The sequence below is a fragment of the Paenibacillus sp. FSL H7-0357 genome (genome assembly GCF_000758525.1).
Classification (GTDB): domain Bacteria; phylum Bacillota; class Bacilli; order Paenibacillales; family Paenibacillaceae; genus Paenibacillus_AQ.
The window spans coordinates 1,938,497-1,959,711 of the sequence record NZ_CP009241.1 but is presented as its reverse complement, the minus strand read 5'-3'; the positions used below and the strand labels follow the sequence as shown (position 1 = coordinate 1,959,711).

Sequence of the window (21,215 nt, the reverse complement as noted above, 5' to 3'; positions counted from 1 at the left end):
AGCGAGAAAGAGAAGGATCATTTATAGCGTGAAGCATATAAATACTTATCTTTACAAAAAGGACTGTCTTACCCGCAGAGGTTATCTACGGGTGAGACGGTCCTTTCCATACTAATAATGGCCAGGCATCAGGCTGTCTTTCTTTTCATTCATCCGCCCGGCCCCGCCGATTAGTGTTTTATACTTCTTTTGATCCTCTATAGTGGCCAGATGCCTGCATTCTTCAAATAATCTCACGCACCGGAGTACACATGCATCACCATTTATTTTGGCGGAATACTCCAATGCCTTTAACGTATAATGAATAGCCGCCTCATAACGTTGTGCATTAAAGTAATAGGCGGCCACCTCACAGAGAAGGTCTGTATATTCATCCCAGGTAACCCGGGAATTAATGATGCCGATTCGGCTCCGCTGCTCTTTGAAATCCAGCTGATCCTGAAAACGTTCGATAATTCCATCCACATTGAACTGATAGCGGTTGGCGGCCTGCATAATTTTCATTAAAGCCGGAAGAATTTCATTTTCCCGGGCCGCAATGAACTCGGCATACTCTGTAAGCACATCCATTTGACCGGCCATTAACCGATGGAGATAGGAATTGGCAATCGCCCATTCCTGAAACTGCGCCTTCACCTCCCGGACCTTCTCCGTGTCCTCACGCACCCAGCCGGAGTCCGCGTAGAGTGAAGCATAATGCAAAGCCCGTTCGTATTCGCCACGTTCATGGCATACCGCCGAATGGAGCAGATAAGCGTAAAGGATGTAGAAGCAGATTGGTCTTGCCGGCTCCTTACGCGTCTCACGCTGTTTGGTCACCAGGTACTGATTCTGATATTGGATGGAGGCTTTGCGCTCCATTTCTTCAGCCAGAATATTCACTTTGCTCCAGCGGTGCAGGGAAATATAAATATTCGCCAGCGCGTGCAGCGCATCAAGCTGATCGGCCTCATCCAGCCGTTCGACAAAATATTCAAATTGCGTAGCAGCCTGCAGGTTATTATCCTGATTATCACCCAAAGCGATCGTGAACAAGCGGTATTGGCAGAGCGCCAGCCGTTCGGAATGCTGATACTTCTCGCTCTCCGCTACGCCTTCATACAGCAGCGCCGCAGCTTCTTTTTTGTTATTCCTGTAAAATTCCTCTGCCGTGTCAAACAGCGCTTGAGCATAGGAGATATTATCCATCAGATTATGTACCACTTGCCGGATGCATTCCAGCTTGTCCAGCTCGGCGCAGCGGTGCAGAAACGGGCCCAGCCGCCGCCAGTCCGGCGTGGAATGAATAATGCATTCATCTATATACATTTCATAAAACGCACCTTCAGGCAGACCCATTCCGGCGGTTATCCGGTCCAGCTGCTGCATTGCAATCGGGCGGTTGCCATTGATAATGCTGCTGAGCGTTCCGGAGTTGACAGCGGATATTCCAGCAAATTGATTAATGGTTTTGCCTTCCCTTTTGAGAAAAGCGTCCAGTTCCCCTTGGATCGTAGTCTTAGGCTCCAAACAAACTCCACCTCTCAAATCCAAATATTTGAACAATAATCCAGATATTCCTACATAATAGGTGTAAATATTACACAGGTCAACATCCATTGGCACGTTCAAAAGTGGTTGACAGATGGAAATAAAAGCTCTTATCTTCTAATTCCTTACATCAAGAGATCAGCTTGGACTTCTCAGCCTGTTCTGCGGCTTTGCGGATGAAGCGTTCAAGCGGTTTCTGCAGCGTAAGCCCCAGCAGCAGCGCCAGCACGCCGAAAAGCAGCAGAGCCAACACATCGCGGAAGACCACCTCCGGCAGAATCCCCCCTACCGCTTCCCGCAGCAGACTGATCGCATAGGTAAACGGCATAAAAGGATTCAGGATCTGAAAGAAATGCCCGGTGGTACTGATGGGAAATGTGCCTCCGGAGCTGGAGAACTGCAGCACCATAAATACAATCGCAATTCCTTTTCCCAGATTGCCGAAGACCGAAACGAGGGTGAACACAATCGTCACAAATACGATGCTGATTAACACAGCAAACAGCACAAACCAGCCTTTATCCGCGACATAACAGTTCAGGATATAAATATTGCCAAACACCGCTACCAGTGCCTGAAGGATTCCGATGGTCAGAAAGGTCAGCAGCCGCCCGAAATACAGCTGGTGGCCGGTATATGTGATTCCTCCTGTATCGACTCCCGTTCGCAGCAGGGAAATCATCAGGGTTCCCCCCACCCATAAGGAGAGCACGACATAAAAAGGAGTCATCGCCGAGCCGTAATTCGGAATCGGGTAGAGCGTCTTCTCCTTCAGGACGACCGGACTGGCGAGAAAATCGCTTTTGCTCTTGATATCTCCGCCCAAGAGCTGCGCGATATCTTCCAAATTCACTTCACTTTTGATTTGCCGGATGGTCGCTGCCGCTTTGCGGACTGCGGCTTCAAGCGTGGGAAGATCCTCACGCACCAGCTGTGCAGCGCGCTCCACGCCCTGATCAGCACGCGGAAGTCCGGTGGTGATCAGCGCCGCTGCCCTGCGGAATTTCTCCTCTGCGGCAGGCAGATCATTGCGGGCAAATTCAGCGGCTCCATGGATCGCTACTCCGGCAGCGGGGAGTCCGCTCTCGATCTGCGGAAGAACATCCGTGACGAAATGATTGAACGTAGCCATCTTGTCCTCAAGGCCGCTGGCTGCCGCATGCACATCTTCGCGGATTGCAGGCAGGTTCTGCCGCAGCGAAGCAAGGCCCGACTCTCCGTATCCGATTGCCGCCGCTGCCTCATCCAGAACTGTATTCAGTGCGTCAAGGCGCTGTGGAACATTTTGCAGTGCCTTGGCGGCAGTCCCTGCGGTGCTGGTTAGCTGCTTCATGGAGTCCGTTACCGCCGGCATGCCTTCTGCATTGTAGCGCGCAACAATTCTATTCAGCGCCGTTTGGCTCTGCCCGGCGGCCAGACTAAACTGCTCAAGCGCGCCGGCGTCCGGGCCGCCTCCGGCCTGCAGCGCCGCCGCAAGCTTGTCCGCCCGGGAAGCAGCGGATGTGAACTGCTCCTGCACTTCACTTAGAGCATTGATGTCGCCGGTCCGCACCGCCCCGGGCGACAGGCTGTTCACCGCGCCAAGCAAAGCCGCGGTGTGGCCCAGTGTCCCGCTTCCGGCCGACAGCCGGGCTGAAGCGAGCTGCAGCTGCCGGGCTGCCGCCGGCTGCTGTTCCTTGCTGTTCTGCAGCTCTTCGGCAAGCTGCACGGCGGCATCCCCGGTCTGCTGCAGCAGATAGAAATTCTGCTGCATAATCAGGGGAATGCTCTCGAAGGCCGCGCCGTTCTGTTCCAGAAACTGCTGCAGCTCCTGCCCAAAGCTGCTTCCGGCCGCAGCCAGCCGATCCGCCTGCGGCAATGCCTTGGCCGCGGCATTTACCACTGCAGCAGCTTCCGACAACCGCTCGGAAGCCCGGTCCAGCATCTCGTCCACCTTGCCGAAATTGGCATCCAGCCCGCTGACCAGAAGAGCAGCCCGCTCCAGCTCAGGAAGCTTGCTGCTCAGCGTCTGCAGCTGCCCGGCGGCTTCACTGATCTGGGACCAGTGCTCGTCGATCGTCTCCGCCGCCGCTCCAGCCTGTTCCACCTCCGGCAGCTTGCTGGTAAGGGAAGCGATCCTCCCGGCGGAAGAGGATATCTCCGGCCAGTTCTGCTGCAGCTTGAGCACCAGCTTGCCCGCCTTGTCTATTTCCGGCAAGCTGGCCTCCAGCTTGAACAGCCCCTGCTCCACCTTGCGGATTACCGGCAGCTCGGATTGAAATTCCTCATCAATGTGGCGGAGGGCGTTAAGCACCGTGCTGCTGAGTGTTTCGATAAAATGCTCACTGATTTGCGTCGTGATCGTCGAAGCACCCTTCGCAGTGATTTTGGGCGCGATGGCATTGATTTTTTCGTTAACGGTATATTCTACCTCGGGCTTCACCAGGTTGCCCTCAACGATTCCGGCCATCCGCTGCGAGAACTCTGCGGGAATGACGATGCTCGCATAATAGTCTCCGCGCCGAACCCCAATTTCAGCGGCCCGGGCATCCGTAAAGGTCCAGCCCAGTGTCTTATTGTTATGCAGGCTGTCCAGCACCTGGTCACCGATATTGAAGCTTTTTCCCTGCAGCTCCGCCCCTTTGTCCAGACTGGCCACGGCGATTTTGATGCCGGAGGTGTTGCTGTATGGATCCCATACTGCGGCCACATTTACCCAATCATACACAGAGGGCAGCACAATAAGCGCTGCAATCAGCAGCACCGCCACCGGAATCCTGAACAGGTTGCGCCAATCGTTCAGATAGATCCGCCATATTTCCGCCATCCGCCAGTCACCCCCAAGCCGTTATTTGGATATTTTAATATGCCCCGGCATGAAGCTTTTTACAAATCTGCTGCCGTTTATCACATCTTCGGCAGTTCTGATAGACCTCAGCAAAATTTTTGCAACATTTCTTGCTAATTTACGTTAATAGAGGTACATACCCCGTTTGAGAACTATAGCGAAGGGTAAAGAGGTATATAGGCTATTCACAAGCCATATTTAAGCCAAGGGGGAAATGAAAAGATGTTATTGAAAAACTCCAAGTATGTACTGCCTTTGCTGGTCCTGCTGTTTCTTTCCCTCGCAACAACGGCAAGCACAGCGGGAACACGTGCGGAAGCGCAAAGCGGCGGGCAGATTCAGCATCTCACAGCATATATTCACGATCTACAAATCGTAGACGGCAAGCTGATGCTTAATGCGGACGATATCGAATGGTTTGAAGGCGCGGACGCCAACCGGGTGTTTGCCGAGCGGGAGCCAGATGACGCGGCAGAGCTGGGAGGCGCACCAGACGGATATTATATCGTTAACGACAGCGATTTGCTAACCTCTTATCCGGTTGCCGATAATGCCGGTGTAACCATGCAAATCTATGATCATACTGGAACGATCGAGGATCTGGATATCAACTGGAACGAGGGAATTTCTCTACCACAGTTCCAGAAGGAATTCGCCAAGACCGATATTATCGACTTAAGCCAATTTCCATACCATCTCACGATCGAAGATGGTCAAGTAACTTCAATTGTGCAGCAATACATTCCATAACCATTGTTATAGTCGTACAAATTAAGACGGTGTCTGCCCATCCGGGCAAACACCGTCTTTTTGGTACGCCTTCTTAGCGCGCGCCCCATAGTTTTAAGTTGAGAGTTGCCAAGGGTGGAAAAACTAAAGCATTAGACTAGAAATGCTGCTGCCAAGTGGCTTTCAAAAATAATACCTGCAGTGTCCATGAAATAAGTACTAGACTGGCCCAACAATAAAAACAGCGGTAAGCCTTAAAATAAAGTCCTAGTCTGCCGCTGTTTATTGAGCTATCGTTTTCCTTTAGCTGAATTGAAAGACTTATTTAAAGCTTTCTTTAAGCGTCCAAGGAATAATGCCCTCAAACTCTAATTGCAGAGTAGGGTTAGGGAACCCATCAGGGAGTGAACTGACTCCATTGGTGAATCCAAATTTAAAACCATTGATCTCAATCATATTATTCGTGGCTAAATGACTGACTTCTTCACTCGTTTCAATCCAACAATCAGGACCGCTTATTAACTCTCCTACTATATGAAAAAAACCGCCGTATAAATGCATACCATCTTTTATTTCACAATATTCCGAGACCTCACCTTCTTTGGTTGGGTCTATTCCTAAACTTCGAAAAAAATCTAAAACTGGCTTAGGTATTAGTTCAATAGCACTTACAAAATTCTTACAGAAGATACAATCACATCTTTCAGTGATTTGATGATAGGCTTGGTAAAAATCTTTAGTTTTCTCAACATCTACTTCAAGATTCCAATCCCCAATTTTCATCTGCTTCATGGAAATATCCCCTTATAAAGAGTTCTTAAAACAGTCATATACTAAGGGTCGAGTTCCTACACCGTCATGCTCAATAACTTAACGACAGAAGGAGTAGTTGCGATATTATGCTCTTATTTTTAGGTAGTAGAAGTTCTGTCCGCATCATTCTACTATTCAAATTTTAACTGGAGCGAATCACAAATTGGCATATAGCCTATCTTTTGATAGATGCTATTAGATGTGGGATTTGCTAAGTCCGTATATAAGACGCACTTAGTAAACCCTTTATCCAATGCAAGTTGGCTTATTTGCGCCACAATTGAAGTAGCGTAACCCTTCCCGCGCTCATATGGAGGGGTATATACAAATGCCACGCCAATAGCCGTCTGCATTTCCCTTGTATATCCTGCCATAGAAACGGGTATCCCGTTGTCCTCTAAAATATAGAGTTTTTTCGATGCTATTCGGTAGAGGTAAGGGTCTGCATCTTGCGGGATGGACATTTCTGTTTTGCCATAACTCCCCGCTGCATAAAATGCTTCAGCCCAGTATGGGAAAAAGTGAATATCCTTTTCATCTAGCAATCGAACGATACCAACCTTTTGAATGTCTGGGTTTGCTGCCGTAAGTTCATATATACGTTGGCTCATGGTTGTTTTAAAGGTTATTCCCTTGCGGAAGGTATATTCTTTGGCAAAATACTCTGCCAAGGTTTTTTCGGTGATCACACCTGGAATTTCACGGTCTTTCAGCCCATCTATCAGACAGTTTATAGCTTCTGGGTTAATTATGTTGTCTGTTGCATAAAGCGTAATATTGTGTGGCGGTGTCATTATGGCGGTAAGTTGTATGCCCTTAGCATCCGAAATAGTTGCCATAAGCCAATTTACAGGGTTACGCCAGTCTGTTTTGTCTTTTCCTTCATGCCCAATTATGATATTGCCAAGAGGAATCAAATTTTGTGCTTCATGACGCATCAGCACATCATAGGTATCATTGTAAAACTCATGCACATCCGTATACAACTTGAATTGCATTGCAACATCACCCTTTCATCTGCTCAACTTTTATCCGGATTTTTCGAACTAATCCTTCTTTCTTACAGTTGCCGCAATGTCAAACGTTCTGTAACCATCAATTTACTCATTCGATAACCTCCAATTTAATAATTAATTTATGAAGACGCAAAAAAACCCCATCCCATTAGGGACGAAGTTGCTCCGCGTTACCACCCTGATTGACGTTTATAATAAACGCCCTCTTAGCCATCGTCCAACAACGATGCTTCTTTGTAACGGTAGAATCCCGGTCCCATCTACTATTATTCGGGGGACAGCTCTGAGGTGATTTTTTGATTCGGATATCCGCTGCCTCGCACCAACCGGCAGTTCTCTGAACGGCGTTACCAGATCTACTTGGCCTCTTCATCGCATTTGCTAATTATTATTTAAGTTTAATATAAGATATGCGGAATATTCTGTAAATAGCTCAAACAAAAACTCACATTATTAAACTATTCTGCCCGTTAGTTGAACAACTTGTTACTGCAATTATCTTAGTTTCCTTATACTAAATCGTTCTTAGCTAAGTCGAAGGCTACTGCGATTTTAATCTGAAACGTTTTACTAAGTCCCTTTATCCAATTCTCAATTGAATACACATCGACAATCGGAGCAACTGTTTTATCATAACGGTCCAGTTCAATCTTAATAACTGAGTGAGTATCAACTAGAAAGCTAATAATATCCTCACCTTGGTCGGGTGTCCAAGATAAAACGTAGGCTGTCTTCATCACGGGAAATGTCTCTCTAATTATGTTTAAAAACCTACGCATGGATATATCATTGAATAAATGAGATTTTGATGCTATTAATTCTTCTCGATATGACTGTTCTGTCATAGTTCCTTTGAGTTTCATGTGGTGCCTGCTTTCCTTAAAGATGCGACCCATTCGCGATTACGGCGAATAATTAACTTTGCCCTTATATATTCAAGGTAGGCACCATACTATCCTGCCCATTAGCTGAATAGGCAGCCGATGATCTCGGCTACCTATTGTCATGGAGCTATCGTTTCCCATTAGCTTAATCTCATAGACCTTAAACAATTGTTGCACTGTAACCTCTTTCCTTACCTTTTTCAACTGCATTGATATAACCATCAAAATAATACGGTATGTCATCTTCTTTCCCATTCTGAATTCTACCTCTAACTTTATCGAAAGCAAAAATTGAAATTGAAAAATCTGGCTCACCAGTGACTAAAACAGGTTGTTTTCTATCTTGTATCCAATAATAATTCCCACCAAAATTCCTTCTTGCTACTTCGAAAATGTAACTTCCAACCATAGAAGAAACAGAATCCAAAGAATCGTTATCTATTTCATACTCACATAATTCTTCAAGAATATCGTCTACTTTACGTAGGCTTTGTACACTAAAATCAAAATTCCCTTTATCAGAAAAATTATTTGTGAAGCTTTCTGCCGTTGAAATAATGTCTTGTTCTAATCTACTTTGCATAAATTCTAGCCTCCAATTATAAACATCATTGGAATATGGACGTATCTAAATACGTTTATTTTTCACTTTTATATCCCATAATCTCCTCTCCAGACATTTCCATTATCCTGCCTCGTTAGAATTCCTGTAATACGAATAATTTGGAGTTTGAACAAAAACGAGCGCCTCTGTACGATGGGATTATGCAACGGGTCAAAAGCCCTTAAAATCCACATCAGGAGGTCGCTCTATCATGAAGTTTAAGGCACAAGATAAGCAAAATCAACTCATAGAAAACATTACCGTTCATCATTTGGTCATAGGCGTAGACATCGCCCAAGAAGTCCATGTGGCCCGCGCAGTCAGCTTTCGTGGGATTGCTTTGGGCACTCCGCTCGAATTCGGTAACCATCGTGAAGGGTTCGATCTGTTCGAACGCTGGATCCAAGATCTACTCAAATCCTACAAACTTAGCAGCGTCATAGTTGGTATGGAACCCACTGGCCACTACTGGTTTAGCCTGGCACATTGGCTACTCGATCAAGGCATGGAGCCCGTACTGGTTAATCCTCATCTCGTCAAAAAGAACAAGGAAAACCGGGATAATACACCGTCTAAAAGTGACCATAAAGATGCGCTTGTCATAGCAGACATGGTTAAAAACGGGTACTACTCCCCCGTTCGTTTTCATCCCGAAGAATACGAGGAACTACGTATTTTAATGGCAAACCGAGAGACGGTTACCAAGCGCCTCAACGCTGCGGTTAATCAGATTCATCGCTGGGTAGACATTGTTTTCCCTGAACTTCGTCAGGTCTTTAAAATCCTTACTTGCACCAGTGCAATCGCAACACTCAGACTCTTCCCCTTGCCTAAAGAGATCCGCCTGTTAAATACGGAACAGGTCCTTAGCGGTTGGAAGCAATATGTAAAGCGTCATGCTGGAGTTAAACGTGCTGAACTACTCATTTCACTTGCGAAATCCAGTGTGGGTGCCACTCAGGCACTCCACGCATACAAGCTCCATCTTGGGCAATTACTCGAAGAATATGACCTGGCCCAGCGCCAGCTTGAACAAATTGAGCATGAGCTCCGCCTCATTCTTGAGCGTATTCCTTATGCACAGAAGCTCCTTGAAATACGAGGCATCTATGTTACCAATCTAGCTGGTGTACTCGGTGAGGCTGGTGATCTAAGCGGATATACGCACGGAAATGCTTTACTGCGGCATGCTGGGTTAAATCTAGCTGAAGCTAGCTCCGGGAAATGGCGGGGAAAGATGGTGCTCAGCAAACGAGGTCGGCCACGTTTACGTCATTTTCTTTATCTCATGACAATGAGTATGGTTATGACAAATCCGGAAATACGAGCGGCACATCGTTACAATGTAGAGGAAAAGAAACTGAAGAAGATGAAATCCATTATGAAATTAATCGGTAAAGTAGCGCGAATGCTAGTCGCATTGGCTAAAAGCAGTACCGCTTACGAACCGATCAAGGTATTCCCACAAGCAGCATAAAACCAATCAATCCTCATCGACTCATGCATTCGCAGGATGACAAGAAGCACGGAGTATCGGGAGACGTTAAACAAATGGGCTCGGACCCGTTCCGTTAGAAAGACCGACCTCCACCCCTTAGTTAGATGTGACGAAGGAATGAAAGGGCTATGACCCGTTGAGACATGGGAGTGAGAATCGCTAGGGCGAAGTGGAGACGTGCACATAATGGAACAATATGGGTGATCCTTATTCACCCTTTATTTACGCATGCCCAATTCTCCACCTCCCTGCCACCGGCTCCTTCATCATCCTCTTCATCACTTTAACTACAGGATGAAATCCTGCGAATTCATGAGTCTGGGTGAGGAAACTGAATCATTTCGAGGGAGCTTAATGAGGTCGCCTATTGGTCCGCGGCGGCCTTATGATGTGTTTTCTACACTAACGTTACCCGTTAGTTGAATCAATTTTCACTAAAGTAAGCCATCTTAATAAACGCTAAAAAACCAATAATTTTAGAAAATAAAAATTAAAATGTATATTATTCCGACTGCTAATTTAATAAGTGAAATAACGTATTCTTTTGAGCCTTTCAAATACCTCCATTCGATAAAGGCATGTTGTCCCATGGCAACTATAAAAAATATTAACAAGAACCACTTAAGTGAGTTGATATTTGTTGTATCCAAAATGAAGAAGAAAATACAAAAACTAATGACAGCAAGTAGTCCTTTTACCCACCTATTGATATTCTTTCCAATAGTATCTGAAATTTTATTTAATTCTTCTACAATGAAATACTTCTTTATAGTTAGATCTATTAAGGCTAAAAGTATCACTAATAATGAAATTGATAAACTCGTGGATTGTATATTTGAAATTGAATACGTCATAAACCACCCCTTTTAGTATGCTTAATAAACATTACTCTAAAGCCTTTTAAGACATGAAAATCATACCATTAATTAGGACGTTGAAATAAATGAATATTGCGCTAAACTGCCCGTTAGCTTCATGAAGCAACGACAGTCCAATGCTTTATTCCCCTTAGACATCCAATAAATCCAACCTTTTCACACATATTCGAACGTTGCACTATTTACCCGAAAACACTATACCTATAAGCTTATTTATGAATCAAGCTTCGTGTATCATACTTTATAGATTATAGGATTGGTGATAAATATGACTATTGGAACAACACCGCACACTGCGGCAAATAAACCTGTACTACACGATTTCCGGATGGATCAGGTCAGCATTACCGATCCCTATTTCATGAATGCGTTCGCTAAAGAAATCCAATATCTCAAAAGCTACGAATCCGACCGGCTGCTTGCAGGCTTCCGGGAGAACAAGGGACTGGCTCCCAAAGCCGATAAATATCCCGGCTGGGAAAATACAGAGATTCGCGGCCACACGCTGGGGCATTACCTAGCCGCCTTGGCCCAGGCCTATCAGAGCATCAAAGATGATGAAATCGGCCTTAGACTGAAGTATATTGTCTCGGAGCTTGCACTCTGCCAGCTGGAGAGCGGATATCTTTCGGCTTTTTCCGAGCAGCTGTTTGACAATGTGGAGAATAAACAACCCGCCTGGGTACCCTGGTACACCATGCACAAGATTATCTCCGGTTTGACAGCCGTTTACTCCGCCACCGGAAACGAAACAGCTTATGCCGTTGTAACAAAATTGGGCGAATGGGTGTACCGCCGCACCTCCTCCTGGTCTCCCGAAATCCAGCAGATTGTCTTATCCGTGGAATACGGGGGAATGAACGATTGCCTGTATGAGCTGTACAAAATCACCGGAGATGAGCATCATTTGAGCGCAGCCCATCAGTTCGATGAGCTGACCTTGTTCACACCGGTCCGTGAAGGCAAGGATATTCTCAAAGGCAAACATGCCAATACTACCATTCCGAAATTCCTCGGGGCCTTGAACCGCTATCTGGCGCTCGGCAAGAGCGAACAGTTCTACCTGGAGGCTGCCGCGCAGTTCTGGGAAATGGTTGTGCATCACCATAGCTATATTACCGGAGGCAACAGCGAATGGGAGCATTTCGGCGATCCGGATATGCTGGACCGGGAACGCTCCAATTTCACCGCGGAGACCTGCAACAGCTACAATATGCTGAAGCTCTCGCGCGAGTTGTTTAAGATTACCGGTGACGTCAAATATGCCGATTTTTACGAAAACACCTTTTTAAACGCGATTGTCTCTTCACAGCACCCGCATACCGGGATGACGATGTATTTTCAGCCGATGGCAACAGGCTACTTCAAGGTATATAGCTCGCCCTTCGAGCATTTCTGGTGCTGCACCGGAACGGGCATGGAGAGCTTTACCAAGCTGAATGACAGCATTTACTTCCACAATTCCGGCAGCATTTATGTGAACCAATATTTAAGCTCGACGCTGCTTTCTGAAGAACATGGCCTTAAGCTGACGCAAACCGCCGCCCTTCCGTACAGCGATACCGTGCAGTTCACGGTGCAGACCCTGCAGAATAAAGATACCGCTCTATCGCTCAAGCTGCGGCTGCCGGACTGGATTGCCGCTGAACCCGGGCTAAGCCTGAACGGACAGTCCGTCAGCTTTGTGACTGAAGAGGGGTATGCCGTACTGGACAGGGTTTGGGCGGACGGGGATAGCCTTGAGCTTAAAGTGCCCATGAAGCTTGCCTATTTCAACCTGCCGGATGCACAGCATGTGGTTGCCTTCAAATATGGCCCGGTGGTGCTGAGCGCCGCCTTGGGACAGGACGATATGTCACAGTCGGCGACAGGAGTAGCCGTCAGTGTGCCGACCCGAAATATGCTGGTCAAGGATTTCATTACCACGGTTAACGCCAGCCCTGAGGAATGGCTAAACGGTTTTGCTGACCATTTTGAGACTGTGGAGGATGGCCTGGCCTTTGCCCTGCGTGGTACTGACGAAGACAACCGCCTGGTATTCACTCCTCACTATAAGCAACACAGTGAACGTTACGGAATCTATTGGCGCCTTGTTGAAGCAGACTCTGCGGAGCTGCAGGCCCATATTCTGCAGGCCAAGCTGCATCAGAGAGTGCAGGATGCCACCATCGACAGCCTGCCGGTCGGCAATGACCAGTACGAGCTGGAGCATGGGATACAAGGCGAGAATACCTCTGTAGCCACCTGGGACGGATATAACATCCGCAAATCGGAGAATAACGGCTGGTTCAGCTATAGACTGAAGGTTATTCCGCAGACCGACAACTACTTGTCGGTTACGTATTTCTCCGGCAGCAACGGCAAGGAGATCGCCATTTATGTGGACGGCGAGCTGCTGGCCAGCGAGACGCTGCACACGGATAAGCCGCGCAGCTTCTATAACAAGCGGTATCTCATCCCGGCTGCAAGTGTACAGGACAAGACAGAAGCGGAAATCAAGTTCGTGATCCCGGGTCAGGAGAACGGCATCTTCGACCTGCTGCGCATGATGACAGGCTTTGACGCCGATGCCCGGCTGCAGGAGCTGAGCTTTAGCAGAGGGGTCTTATCCGATCCGTTCAGCAGCGATACCACTTCCTACACGCTGACAGTTCCGCAGGGGACAGAGCTTCTTGAGATGAAGGCGGTGCCGAAGCACAAGAACGCGCTGGTCTATGTGGGCGATATTCTGGTCGAGGATACGTCACCAAGGGAAATTGCACTGGACGGCAGCCGTACAGAACTGACCCTCACTGTCAAAGCGGAAGATCATTCCACGGTTCAAGAATACAAGGTTACTGTACTGTTGAAATAATAATGCTCAACCCCATCCCAAGCAAAAATCCAGCCGCAGTAGCGGCTGGATTTTTGCTTGTACGTATAGTCTACCTTGTAATAAGGGGCGGAAGACCAAATGAATCAAGCATGTAATTGGACCACATCATTACCCTTTGACCGAACCGATCATGACCCCTTTATCGAAATATTTCTGGATAAACGGATACACAATCAGAATCGGCAGCGTGGAAACGATGATGACCCCATACTTGACCTGATCCGCATACTGCTGGGCATAACCTCCGGCGGAACCACCCGCGCCTGCGCCTTGCGAGAACACCTGATTGGACAGCAGGATATCTCTTAACACAATCTGCAGCGGCTGCAGGTTGTTACTGCGGATATAAATCAGGCCGGTGAAGAAATCATTCCAGTGTGCAACCAGATAATACAGACCGATGACCGATACTACCGCCTTCGACAAAGGCAGGGCTACCTTAAGAAAAAATTTGAAATGCGTACAACCGTCCATGGAAGCAGCCTCGAACAGCTCCTTGGGGATGGAATTCTCAAAGAATGAACGGGCAATGATCAAATTGTAGACGTTCACGCAAAACGGAAAAATAAAGACCCACATCGTATTAGTCATATGCAGATCCTTCATCAACAGATAAGTCGGAATCAGTCCGCCGTTAAAAAAGAGGGTGATTACAAATGTCAGCATCAGGAATCGTCTGGCCCGGAATTCCTGTCTGGACAGCACATAAGCCGCAGGCAGCGTGAACAGCAGGTTCACCGCCGTTCCGAGAACCGTATACAGCAGGGTATTTCCGTACCCCGTCCAAATCCGCGAGTCCTTGAAGATTTCACTATAGCCAAAGAAGCTGATATTTTTCGGGAAAATCGTTACCTGCCCCGTCGACACCAGCGTGGAGTCACTGACGGAGGCGATAATTACAAAATACAGCGGGTACACGATGCTCAGAAAGATAAGCAGGCACACTGCATATACGACGGCATCAAAGAGGACATCCGTCAACTTTTTACCCTTTTGGTTAATAAGCTGCATGAACACTCCACTCCTTCCCTAAGTGCTGCTACCACAGGCTGATGTCAGAGGATTTCCGGGCAACCAGATTCATCGCATACAAGAAAATAAAGTTGATCACGGTATTGAACAGGCCAATGGCCGCGGAATAGCTGAACTGATTGCTGATAATCCCGATTTTGTAGACATAGGTGGCAATGACCTCAGATACCGGAAGGTTGAGGGCATTCTGCATCAGGAAAACTTTCTCGAAGCCGGTACTGAGCACGTTCCCCATACTAAGCACGAACAAAATGATAATCGTAGGGATCAGCGCCGGAATATCGACATGCTTGATCGTCTGCCAGCGGCTGGCTCCATCAATTTTGGAAGAGTCGTAGAGCTGCGGGTCCACCGTGGAAAGTGCAGCCAAATAAATGATGCTGTTCCAGCCGCAATGCTGCCAAATCTCCGATAACACATACACGGGAACAAAGGTTTTGGTTGAGCCCAGCAGATTGATATCACCCAGACCGATCGAACTCAGGATATGGCCGATAACCCCGGAGTTCGGAGAGAGCAGCACATTCAGCAGTCCCACCATCACGACAATGGAGATAAAATGGGGCAGATAAACGGTCGTCTGGAGCGTTTTTTTCGCCCGCTTCCAGCGCACCTGGTTAATCAGCAGGGCAAGTATAATCGGTGCGGGAAAACTCAGAATCACGGTTGCCAGACTGATGGCTATCGTATTCTTCATCAGGTCCGCAAACATATAGCTGTCGAAAAACTGCCGGAAATAAAACAGCCCTCTCCATGCGCCCCCCGTCAGCCCCTTGGAGAAGTCATAGTCACGGAACGCCAGCTGGATGCCGTACATCGGAATGTAGTTGAAAATAAAGATCACAACGATTGCCGGAAAAATCATAATCCACAGCTGATAATCCCGTCTGAAGGTATTCACCACGGTAGGCTTTTTATGAGCCGATTTCATCAGAACCATCACTCCCATTAAGGAGCCGGAAGAACGGATGCCTTAAGTCCCCCGGCACGGCTTCTTCCGGACTCAGTTTCTCTTAGGGTCTGCGCTTGCTGCTTATTGATTGCTCTTGTAATCATCGTAATATTTCTGTATGATCTCAATATTTTTGGAGACGCCGGTCTTCTCAATGTTTTTCACATAAGCATCCCATTCCGAATCAATTCCGCCCTTGGTGATCCATTGCGACCACTTCGAGAGGGCCAGAGACATCATGCTCGTATTGTTAAGACTCATCGCGTTGTTGTCCGCTGCACTGTATTTAATAAACATGCTTGGCAGCACATCCGTATCCTTGTTGATGGCGTCTAGAGCCGCCTTAAGCGATTCGGTCTGTTTACCGACGGACTGCATATCCGTCCCCAGCGTCAGCTTCAGGGAATCCGCAATGTACATTGCCCCGTTATCCGCCCAGGATGAGGTCCATTTCCAGGTGCCCGGGTCCATCGCCGTGTCTGTAGGAGGCAAAATAGTATAGGTTCCGTCCCCGTTATCGCCAATGTTAGTGCCAAGCGAGCCGAACAGTACCTGCATACTTACTGTAGGATCATACAGCTCATTAATAAACTTCATGGCCGCTTCCTTGTGTTTGGATTTGGCGGACATTTGCACGGTGTTGACCCCATAGTTCAGCGAATTATAGTCATAACTCCAGGAAATCTTGCTGGTTGATCCGGCTGACACTTTCAGAGGTGACATCGAAGTATACTGCGGAGCCAGCGCATTGCCGACTCTGTCGGTCACTTCCCAGCCCCAGGTGAAGCCGACAGCCGCCGTGTCCCCGTTGCCCCGGGCGACGGATTGGAATTTGGTATAGTCCTGGGTGAACACCTCAGGATTGATAAGTCCTGCGCTGAAGCATTTATTCAGGAAAGTTACCAGCGTTTTGTAGCGTTCATCCGTGAAGAAGTTCTTCACCTGTCCGTCCTCCACAAAATAGCCGAGCCCGCTGTTGTCCGTCAGTGTAATACCTTCGCTGCCCAGCAGCACCGTAGGCATGAAAGCACCAAACGCTACAGTTCCTGTAGGCGCAAAGTCCATCGGAATTTCGTCGCCCGGATCGCCGTTTCCGTTGGCATCTTCATCCTTGAACGCTTTCAACACATCGTATAATTCATCCCAGTTGGTCGGCATTTGCAGGCCCAGGTTATCCAGCCACTTTTGGTTGATGAACTGGCGTGTGGTCGTTTCCGGCCAGAATCTTTGATATTTAGGCAGGCCGTAGATTTTACCATCGAGCTGTGTGGCAATTACCTTGGTCTCCGGCTTGGCGTCGAACATGGCCTGCACGTTAGGGCCGTACTCTTTGATCAGCCCGGTCATATCCTCGAACAACCCCGGGAACTGCGAGAAATCGGCATCGGTGATGGAGTTGACGCCCACGATCAGGTCGGGAATATCTCCGCTGGCCAGCAGCGTGCCTTTTTTCTGATCCCAGTCCGCCGTGACCTCCTGCCACTCAATTTCAACCCCGGCCCGTTCTTGGGCTTCCTGCAGCCATTTCATTTTAGTGAATTCCTGAGTTAACGGATGTTTGGTCATGATGGCGGTAAGCTTAACCTTCTTGCCTGTGTTGCCTGAGCCGGCAGCCTCTGTATTTGTATTTGTATTGTTGCCGCCCGAGCACCCGGACACCGTTGCTGCGCTGAACACCAGCACGAGCAGACCCACTAGAAATTTTTTCATTTTGTATCCTCCCTTTTTCTGTTCGATCGTAGCAGGAAAAAGATGATATACTTCATGAATACCTAAAATTAACCAAATGAAACCGAAATCCAAATACACACATCACCAAAATGTATCCGCTTTCAAATGCAGTTTAAAAAATAGAGATCATAATCTCCGGGAATCTAAGCGGATTTATGAGCCTTTTCATCCTTCTCCTTCCTTTGGAACGTCGTTTTGTTATCTCTAGCTTACGCTTGTTTTAAATTTGGATAAATAGTTTAAAGTTCGAATATGTGTGAAAAGGTTATCAATTACCTAAACATTTTTAAGCGGTAAGCGCTTTACTTCGGGGCAGCTTTCCTTAATAATAAGAGTACGCAAGAGTGTACAAAAGTCAGATTAAAGGGGACAAGCGGATGATTGCTTTCGAGCTGATCGTAGATACGCCGGTCGATTTGGAGATCACAGGCAAATTTATCGCCCCCTCCTCCGATTGGATTCACTTAAGCAGAATTTTGCAGGATTACGAGCTTATTGTCATGACCGAGGGGGTATTATACCTGGCGGGAGACCAGCAGCATTTTGTTGTCTCCAAGGGAGAGTATCTGCTTCTGCCCCCCTCTACCAAACAGTACGGATATAAGGCTTCGGAATGCAGCTTTTACTGGCTTCACTTCAAGTCACAGGACGGGATCAGTATTACCGACATCTCCACCCATCCCCGAAACAGGGAGGACAACAAACTGCTGCTTCCCCAGTACGGAACCTTGAAAAGTCTCGAGAAAATCATTGTCATGATGAAGCAGCTTCAGGATTCGGTCCGGGGCTACAATCAAAAGACACTCAATAACTATATGTCCACGGTCATTTTGTGTGAGCTGTACAACCAGGTCTTTCACAGTGAACATAATCCCGCCAAAAAAAACAAGCAGGAACAGCTGTACAATGACATCGTGGACTATATCAAGTGGAGCAGAAGCGAGCATATTAAGGTATCGCAGATCGCCACCTACTTCGGTTATAACGAAAAGTATTTATCCCATCTCTTCACCCGGATTTCGGGCATCTCCCTGAAGCAGTATATTTTGCAGCAAAAGATGGAGCTGGCCAAATTCCTCCTGTCGGACACCAACCAGAATGTAAGCGAGGTCTCACAGCAGCTTGGCTACAAGGACTGCCATAACTTCATGAAGTCCTTCAAGAAGATCGTAGGCTTAACGCCCACGGATTTCCGGAACGCCTACGCCAAACGGCTGCTTTTTTATGAGTGAATACACCAACAGCAAAGAGTCCAGGTCCCCATGGTTATACGGGATTCCTGGACTCTTTGTTGGTTTGCAGCTGCTCAGTTCAGAACCTTACTTGCTGCTGTCCTTCACGGGCAGGCCGAAGTTTGGTGTGCCGTCTTCGTTCCAATGCAGCACCTGTGCACGGGTATGACGGTTGGGGTCATAAAGCGGATCGCCGGTAATTTCTTTATAATTGCGGGCATGGTAGATCAGCACATCTTCACCTTGTTCATTCACAGTGAAGCTGTTGTGTCCCGGACCGTACTGTCCGTTCTCTTCACTGGTCTTGAACACAGGCTCGGGATGTTTAGTCCAAGATGCAGCATCCAGCAGATCGCTGTCTTCATCGGCATACAGCAGGCCCATGCAGTAATTGTAATCGGTAGCACTGGCCGAGAAGCTCATGAATATGCGGCCGTTGCGTCTCAGTACCGCTGCGCCTTCATTTACACTGAAGCCAATCTTCTCCCAGGAATACTCAGGTGTCGCAATCATGGTCTGGGGACCGGTCAAGGTCCAGGGGTTGCTCATTTCGGAAATGTAAAGGTTGGAGTTCCCTGGAATTTCAGGGTCCTTCTGCGCCCATACATAATACAGCACTCCCTTGTGCTGGAACGTAGTCGCGTCCAGGGCAAAGGACTCCCAGGCTGTTTTCACCTGGCCTTTCTCTACCCATGCGCCTTCGAGCGGATTGGCCGATTCGTTCTCCAGGGCAAACATACGGTGATCGAACAAACCCTCGTTCGTTTCGGTTGTGCGGGCAGCGGCGAAATAAATGTACCATTTCCCGTCAATATAATGAATTTCAGGTGCCCATATATTTGCGCTTAGCGGTCCCGTCTCATATTTCCGCCAGGCTACAACCGGCACGGCTTCAGTAAGTCCTTCAATGGTCTCTGACCGGCGCACCTCGATCCGGTCATATTCCGGCACGGAAGCGGTGAAGTAATAATAGCCATCAGCATGTTTATACACCCATGGATCAGCGCGCTGTTCCACAAGCGGATTGCTGTATTCTCTATTTGTGTTCATAATGGTTTCTCCTTTGATCTGATCAGTAAATATAAAGAATGAATTCGCTGCTTCTCTACTCCAAAGTAAGCACAACTACAGACGCAGGCGGAAGGACACAGTTCAGCAGTCCATCCTCCAAAGCTGCAGCTTCATAGACAGACGGCGCTACCTTGTCTGGCGTCTGGAACGTGTTATGTGCACCAAGCTCCGTATGCGTCAGAATTCGCCCGGTTACCCGGGTTGGTGCTGCACCACCGATACCAAAACTGAGAGTTGCACCGTCCTCATGGCTCAAGTTGCAGATCGACACATAGATCTTGCCTTCCCCGTCACGTGAAGCAGATACGCTAAGCTGTGAAATAGCAACCCCCCCGCTGGTGTATTGCGGACTCTCAAAGGCAACATCGAGCAATTCATTATCCTGATGCACCTTATACATCTCAAACACATGATACGTAGGGGTTAGCAGTAATTTATCGCCTTCGGTCAGGACCAGCGCCTGCAGGACATTTACCATCTGCGCAATATTGGCCATCTGCACCCGGCTGCTGTGATTCTGAAAAATATTGAGATGGATGCCTGCTACCAGCGCATCTCTCAAAGTGTTCTGCTGGTACAGGAACCCTGGGTTCGTTCCGGGCTCGCTCAGGAACCAGGTCCCCCACTCATCTATAATTAATCCTACCCGCTTCTCCGGGTCATACTGATCCATAATGGCCGAATGTCGGGTAATGAGCTCATCCATATGAAGTGACTTCTGCATCGTTTCGAACCATTCAGCTTCGTCGAACCCGAGCGCCTGGCGTTTCTCCTCCCAACTGCCGGGAATGGTATAGGAATGCAGGCTGAGGCCATCCATGAAACGGCCGGCTTCCCGCATTAATACTTCCGTCCAGTTGTAATCGTCCACATTCGCTCCACCGGCAATTTTGTACAGCCGGTTATCCCCGTAATTTCTGGAATAGGTCTGATAGCACCGGTACAGGTCCGCATAGTATTCGGGACGCATATTGCCGCCGCAGCCCCAATTCTCATTGCCGACACCGAAGTATTTAAGGTTCCAGGGCTGTTCTCTTCCGTTCTCCCTGCGCCAGTCCGCCATTGGCGATTCACCGTCAAAGGTCATATACTCGACCCATTCCGACATTTCCTGAACCGTACCGCTGCCTACGTTGCCGCAAATATACGGTTCGCATTCCAGCAGCTCACACAGGCGGAAAAATTCATGGGTGCCGAAATGATTATTCTCCACTACACCGCCCCAGTGCGTATTAACCATCCGCTTGCGGCCTTCCCTCGGTCCAATTCCGTCTTTCCAGTGATATTCATCGGCAAAACAGCCACCCGGCCAGCGCAGCACCGGAATGTCCAGTTTCTTCAGCGCTTCGATGACGTCATTGCGGATGCCGTCCGTATTGGGAATCGGCGAATCCTCGCCTACCCACAGACCTTCGTAAATGCATCTGCCCAAATGTTCTGCGAAATGCCCATATATATTTTTGTTGATTTTGCTTTTGGGTAGGTCAGCGTGAATCACAAGCTTTGCAGTCATAGTTTCTCTCTCCTTGGCTAATATTTTTTT

At 47.9% G+C, this 21,215-nt stretch carries 16 protein-coding genes and 1 other annotated feature; of the genes, 4 read left to right on the top strand and 12 right to left on the bottom strand.

Translation table 11 applies throughout. From position 1 onward, the window contains the following. Nucleotides 1-111 precede the first annotated feature (111 nt). Together H70357_RS08660 and H70357_RS08655 are read right to left on the bottom strand one after the other, a co-directional pair. Nucleotides 112-1,509 (bottom strand): hypothetical protein, encoded by a 1,398-nt coding sequence (locus H70357_RS08660; protein ID WP_038587961.1) that lies wholly within the window; start codon nt 1,507-1,509, stop codon nt 112-114. 151 nt (nt 1,510-1,660) lie between these two features. Further along, nucleotides 1,661-4,336: a YhgE/Pip domain-containing protein gene (locus H70357_RS08655; RefSeq protein ID WP_038587959.1), complete on the bottom strand. Its 2,676-nt coding sequence runs from the start codon at nt 4,334-4,336 to the stop codon at nt 1,661-1,663. Nucleotides 4,337-4,579: 243 nt separating this feature from the next. On the opposite strand from H70357_RS08655, the gene H70357_RS08650 reads away from it, so the two are divergent. After that, nucleotides 4,580-5,107 (top strand): hypothetical protein, encoded by a 528-nt coding sequence (locus H70357_RS08650; protein WP_038587957.1) that lies wholly within the window; start codon nt 4,580-4,582, stop codon nt 5,105-5,107. 300 nt (nt 5,108-5,407) lie between these two features. Here the strand turns inward: H70357_RS08650 and H70357_RS08645 are convergent, their stop codons facing one another. From H70357_RS08645 to H70357_RS08630, 4 genes are all read right to left on the bottom strand, one after another. Next, entirely contained in the window at nt 5,408-5,878 is a 471-nt protein-coding gene (locus H70357_RS08645) for a hypothetical protein (RefSeq protein WP_038587954.1), read from the bottom strand. 152 nt (nt 5,879-6,030) lie between these two features. Then, nucleotides 6,031-6,897, bottom strand: a complete 867-nt coding sequence (locus H70357_RS08640) for a GNAT family N-acetyltransferase (RefSeq protein WP_038587951.1) — start codon at nt 6,895-6,897, stop codon at nt 6,031-6,033. Between the two features lie 165 nt (nt 6,898-7,062). Continuing rightward, nucleotides 7,063-7,297 (bottom strand) — a binding site (T-box leader). 127 nt (nt 7,298-7,424) lie between these two features. Beyond that, nucleotides 7,425-7,778: a hypothetical protein gene (locus tag H70357_RS08635; protein WP_038587949.1), complete on the bottom strand. Its 354-nt coding sequence runs from the start codon at nt 7,776-7,778 to the stop codon at nt 7,425-7,427. A gap of 181 nt (nt 7,779-7,959) precedes the next feature. Then, nucleotides 7,960-8,382 (bottom strand): hypothetical protein, encoded by a 423-nt coding sequence (locus tag H70357_RS08630; RefSeq protein ID WP_038587946.1) that lies wholly within the window; start codon nt 8,380-8,382, stop codon nt 7,960-7,962. Between the two features lie 232 nt (nt 8,383-8,614). Here H70357_RS08630 and H70357_RS08625 point away from each other — a divergent pair, with 232 nt between their 5' ends. Next, the gene (locus H70357_RS08625; RefSeq protein WP_038587943.1) at nt 8,615-9,880 is read left to right on the top strand and encodes an IS110 family RNA-guided transposase; all 1,266 of its coding nucleotides are present in this window, start codon (nt 8,615-8,617) and stop codon (nt 9,878-9,880) included. A 497-nt stretch (nt 9,881-10,377) separates the two neighbouring features. Here the strand turns inward: H70357_RS08625 and H70357_RS08620 are convergent, their stop codons facing one another. After that, nucleotides 10,378-10,755 carry a DUF4181 domain-containing protein gene (locus H70357_RS08620; RefSeq protein ID WP_038587941.1) on the bottom strand — a complete coding sequence of 126 codons (378 nt, stop codon included), beginning with the start codon at nt 10,753-10,755 and terminating at the stop codon, nt 10,378-10,380. A gap of 292 nt (nt 10,756-11,047) precedes the next feature. On the opposite strand from H70357_RS08620, the gene H70357_RS08615 reads away from it, so the two are divergent. Next, nucleotides 11,048-13,633 (top strand): beta-L-arabinofuranosidase domain-containing protein, encoded by a 2,586-nt coding sequence (locus H70357_RS08615; protein WP_038587938.1) that lies wholly within the window; start codon nt 11,048-11,050, stop codon nt 13,631-13,633. 129 nt (nt 13,634-13,762) lie between these two features. Here the strand turns inward: H70357_RS08615 and H70357_RS08610 are convergent, their stop codons facing one another. From H70357_RS08610 to H70357_RS08600, 3 genes are all read right to left on the bottom strand, one after another. After that, entirely contained in the window at nt 13,763-14,665 is a 903-nt protein-coding gene (locus H70357_RS08610) for a carbohydrate ABC transporter permease (RefSeq protein ID WP_038587935.1), read from the bottom strand. 28 nt (nt 14,666-14,693) lie between these two features. Continuing rightward, entirely contained in the window at nt 14,694-15,617 is a 924-nt protein-coding gene (locus H70357_RS08605; RefSeq protein WP_038599019.1) for an ABC transporter permease, read from the bottom strand. A 102-nt stretch (nt 15,618-15,719) separates the two neighbouring features. Then, nucleotides 15,720-17,348 carry an extracellular solute-binding protein gene (locus tag H70357_RS08600; RefSeq protein ID WP_038587932.1) on the bottom strand — a complete coding sequence of 543 codons (1,629 nt, stop codon included), beginning with the start codon at nt 17,346-17,348 and terminating at the stop codon, nt 15,720-15,722. A 365-nt stretch (nt 17,349-17,713) separates the two neighbouring features. Here H70357_RS08600 and H70357_RS08595 point away from each other — a divergent pair, with 365 nt between their 5' ends. Continuing rightward, complete coding sequence (locus H70357_RS08595) at nt 17,714-18,601, top strand: AraC family transcriptional regulator (RefSeq protein WP_331281754.1); 888 nt, start codon at nt 17,714-17,716, stop codon at nt 18,599-18,601. Nucleotides 18,602-18,688: 87 nt separating this feature from the next. On the opposite strand, the gene H70357_RS08590 is transcribed toward H70357_RS08595, so the two are convergent. Both H70357_RS08590 and H70357_RS08585 read right to left on the bottom strand, forming a co-directional pair. Beyond that, entirely contained in the window at nt 18,689-19,651 is a 963-nt protein-coding gene (locus H70357_RS08590; protein ID WP_038587929.1) for a glycoside hydrolase family 43 protein, read from the bottom strand. Between the two features lie 55 nt (nt 19,652-19,706). Then, the gene (locus H70357_RS08585) at nt 19,707-21,185 is read right to left on the bottom strand and encodes an alpha-N-arabinofuranosidase (RefSeq protein WP_038587926.1); all 1,479 of its coding nucleotides are present in this window, start codon (nt 21,183-21,185) and stop codon (nt 19,707-19,709) included. Between the last annotated feature and the right edge of the window lie 30 nt (nt 21,186-21,215).

Coding starts and splice junctions, on each gene's coding strand:
- H70357_RS08610 (WP_038587935.1), bottom strand. CDS start 14,665: ATGCAGCTTATTAACCAAAAGGGTAAAAAGTTGACGGATGTCCTCTTT.
- H70357_RS08635 (WP_038587949.1), bottom strand. CDS start 7,778: ATGAAACTCAAAGGAACTATGACAGAACAGTCATATCGAGAAGAATTA.
- H70357_RS08630 (WP_038587946.1), bottom strand. CDS start 8,382: ATGCAAAGTAGATTAGAACAAGACATTATTTCAACGGCAGAAAGCTTC.
- H70357_RS08640 (WP_038587951.1), bottom strand. CDS start 6,897: ATGCAATTCAAGTTGTATACGGATGTGCATGAGTTTTACAATGATACC.
- H70357_RS08590 (WP_038587929.1), bottom strand. CDS start 19,651: ATGAACACAAATAGAGAATACAGCAATCCGCTTGTGGAACAGCGCGCT.
- H70357_RS08655 (WP_038587959.1), bottom strand. CDS start 4,336: ATGGCGGAAATATGGCGGATCTATCTGAACGATTGGCGCAACCTGTTC.
- H70357_RS08585 (WP_038587926.1), bottom strand. CDS start 21,185: ATGACTGCAAAGCTTGTGATTCACGCTGACCTACCCAAAAGCAAAATC.
- H70357_RS08625 (WP_038587943.1), top strand. CDS start 8,615: ATGAAGTTTAAGGCACAAGATAAGCAAAATCAACTCATAGAAAACATT.
- H70357_RS08620 (WP_038587941.1), bottom strand. CDS start 10,755: ATGACGTATTCAATTTCAAATATACAATCCACGAGTTTATCAATTTCA.
- H70357_RS08605 (WP_038599019.1), bottom strand. CDS start 15,617: ATGAAATCGGCTCATAAAAAGCCTACCGTGGTGAATACCTTCAGACGG.
- H70357_RS08600 (WP_038587932.1), bottom strand. CDS start 17,348: ATGAAAAAATTTCTAGTGGGTCTGCTCGTGCTGGTGTTCAGCGCAGCA.
- H70357_RS08645 (WP_038587954.1), bottom strand. CDS start 5,878: ATGAAGCAGATGAAAATTGGGGATTGGAATCTTGAAGTAGATGTTGAG.
- H70357_RS08615 (WP_038587938.1), top strand. CDS start 11,048: ATGACTATTGGAACAACACCGCACACTGCGGCAAATAAACCTGTACTA.
- H70357_RS08650 (WP_038587957.1), top strand. CDS start 4,580: ATGTTATTGAAAAACTCCAAGTATGTACTGCCTTTGCTGGTCCTGCTG.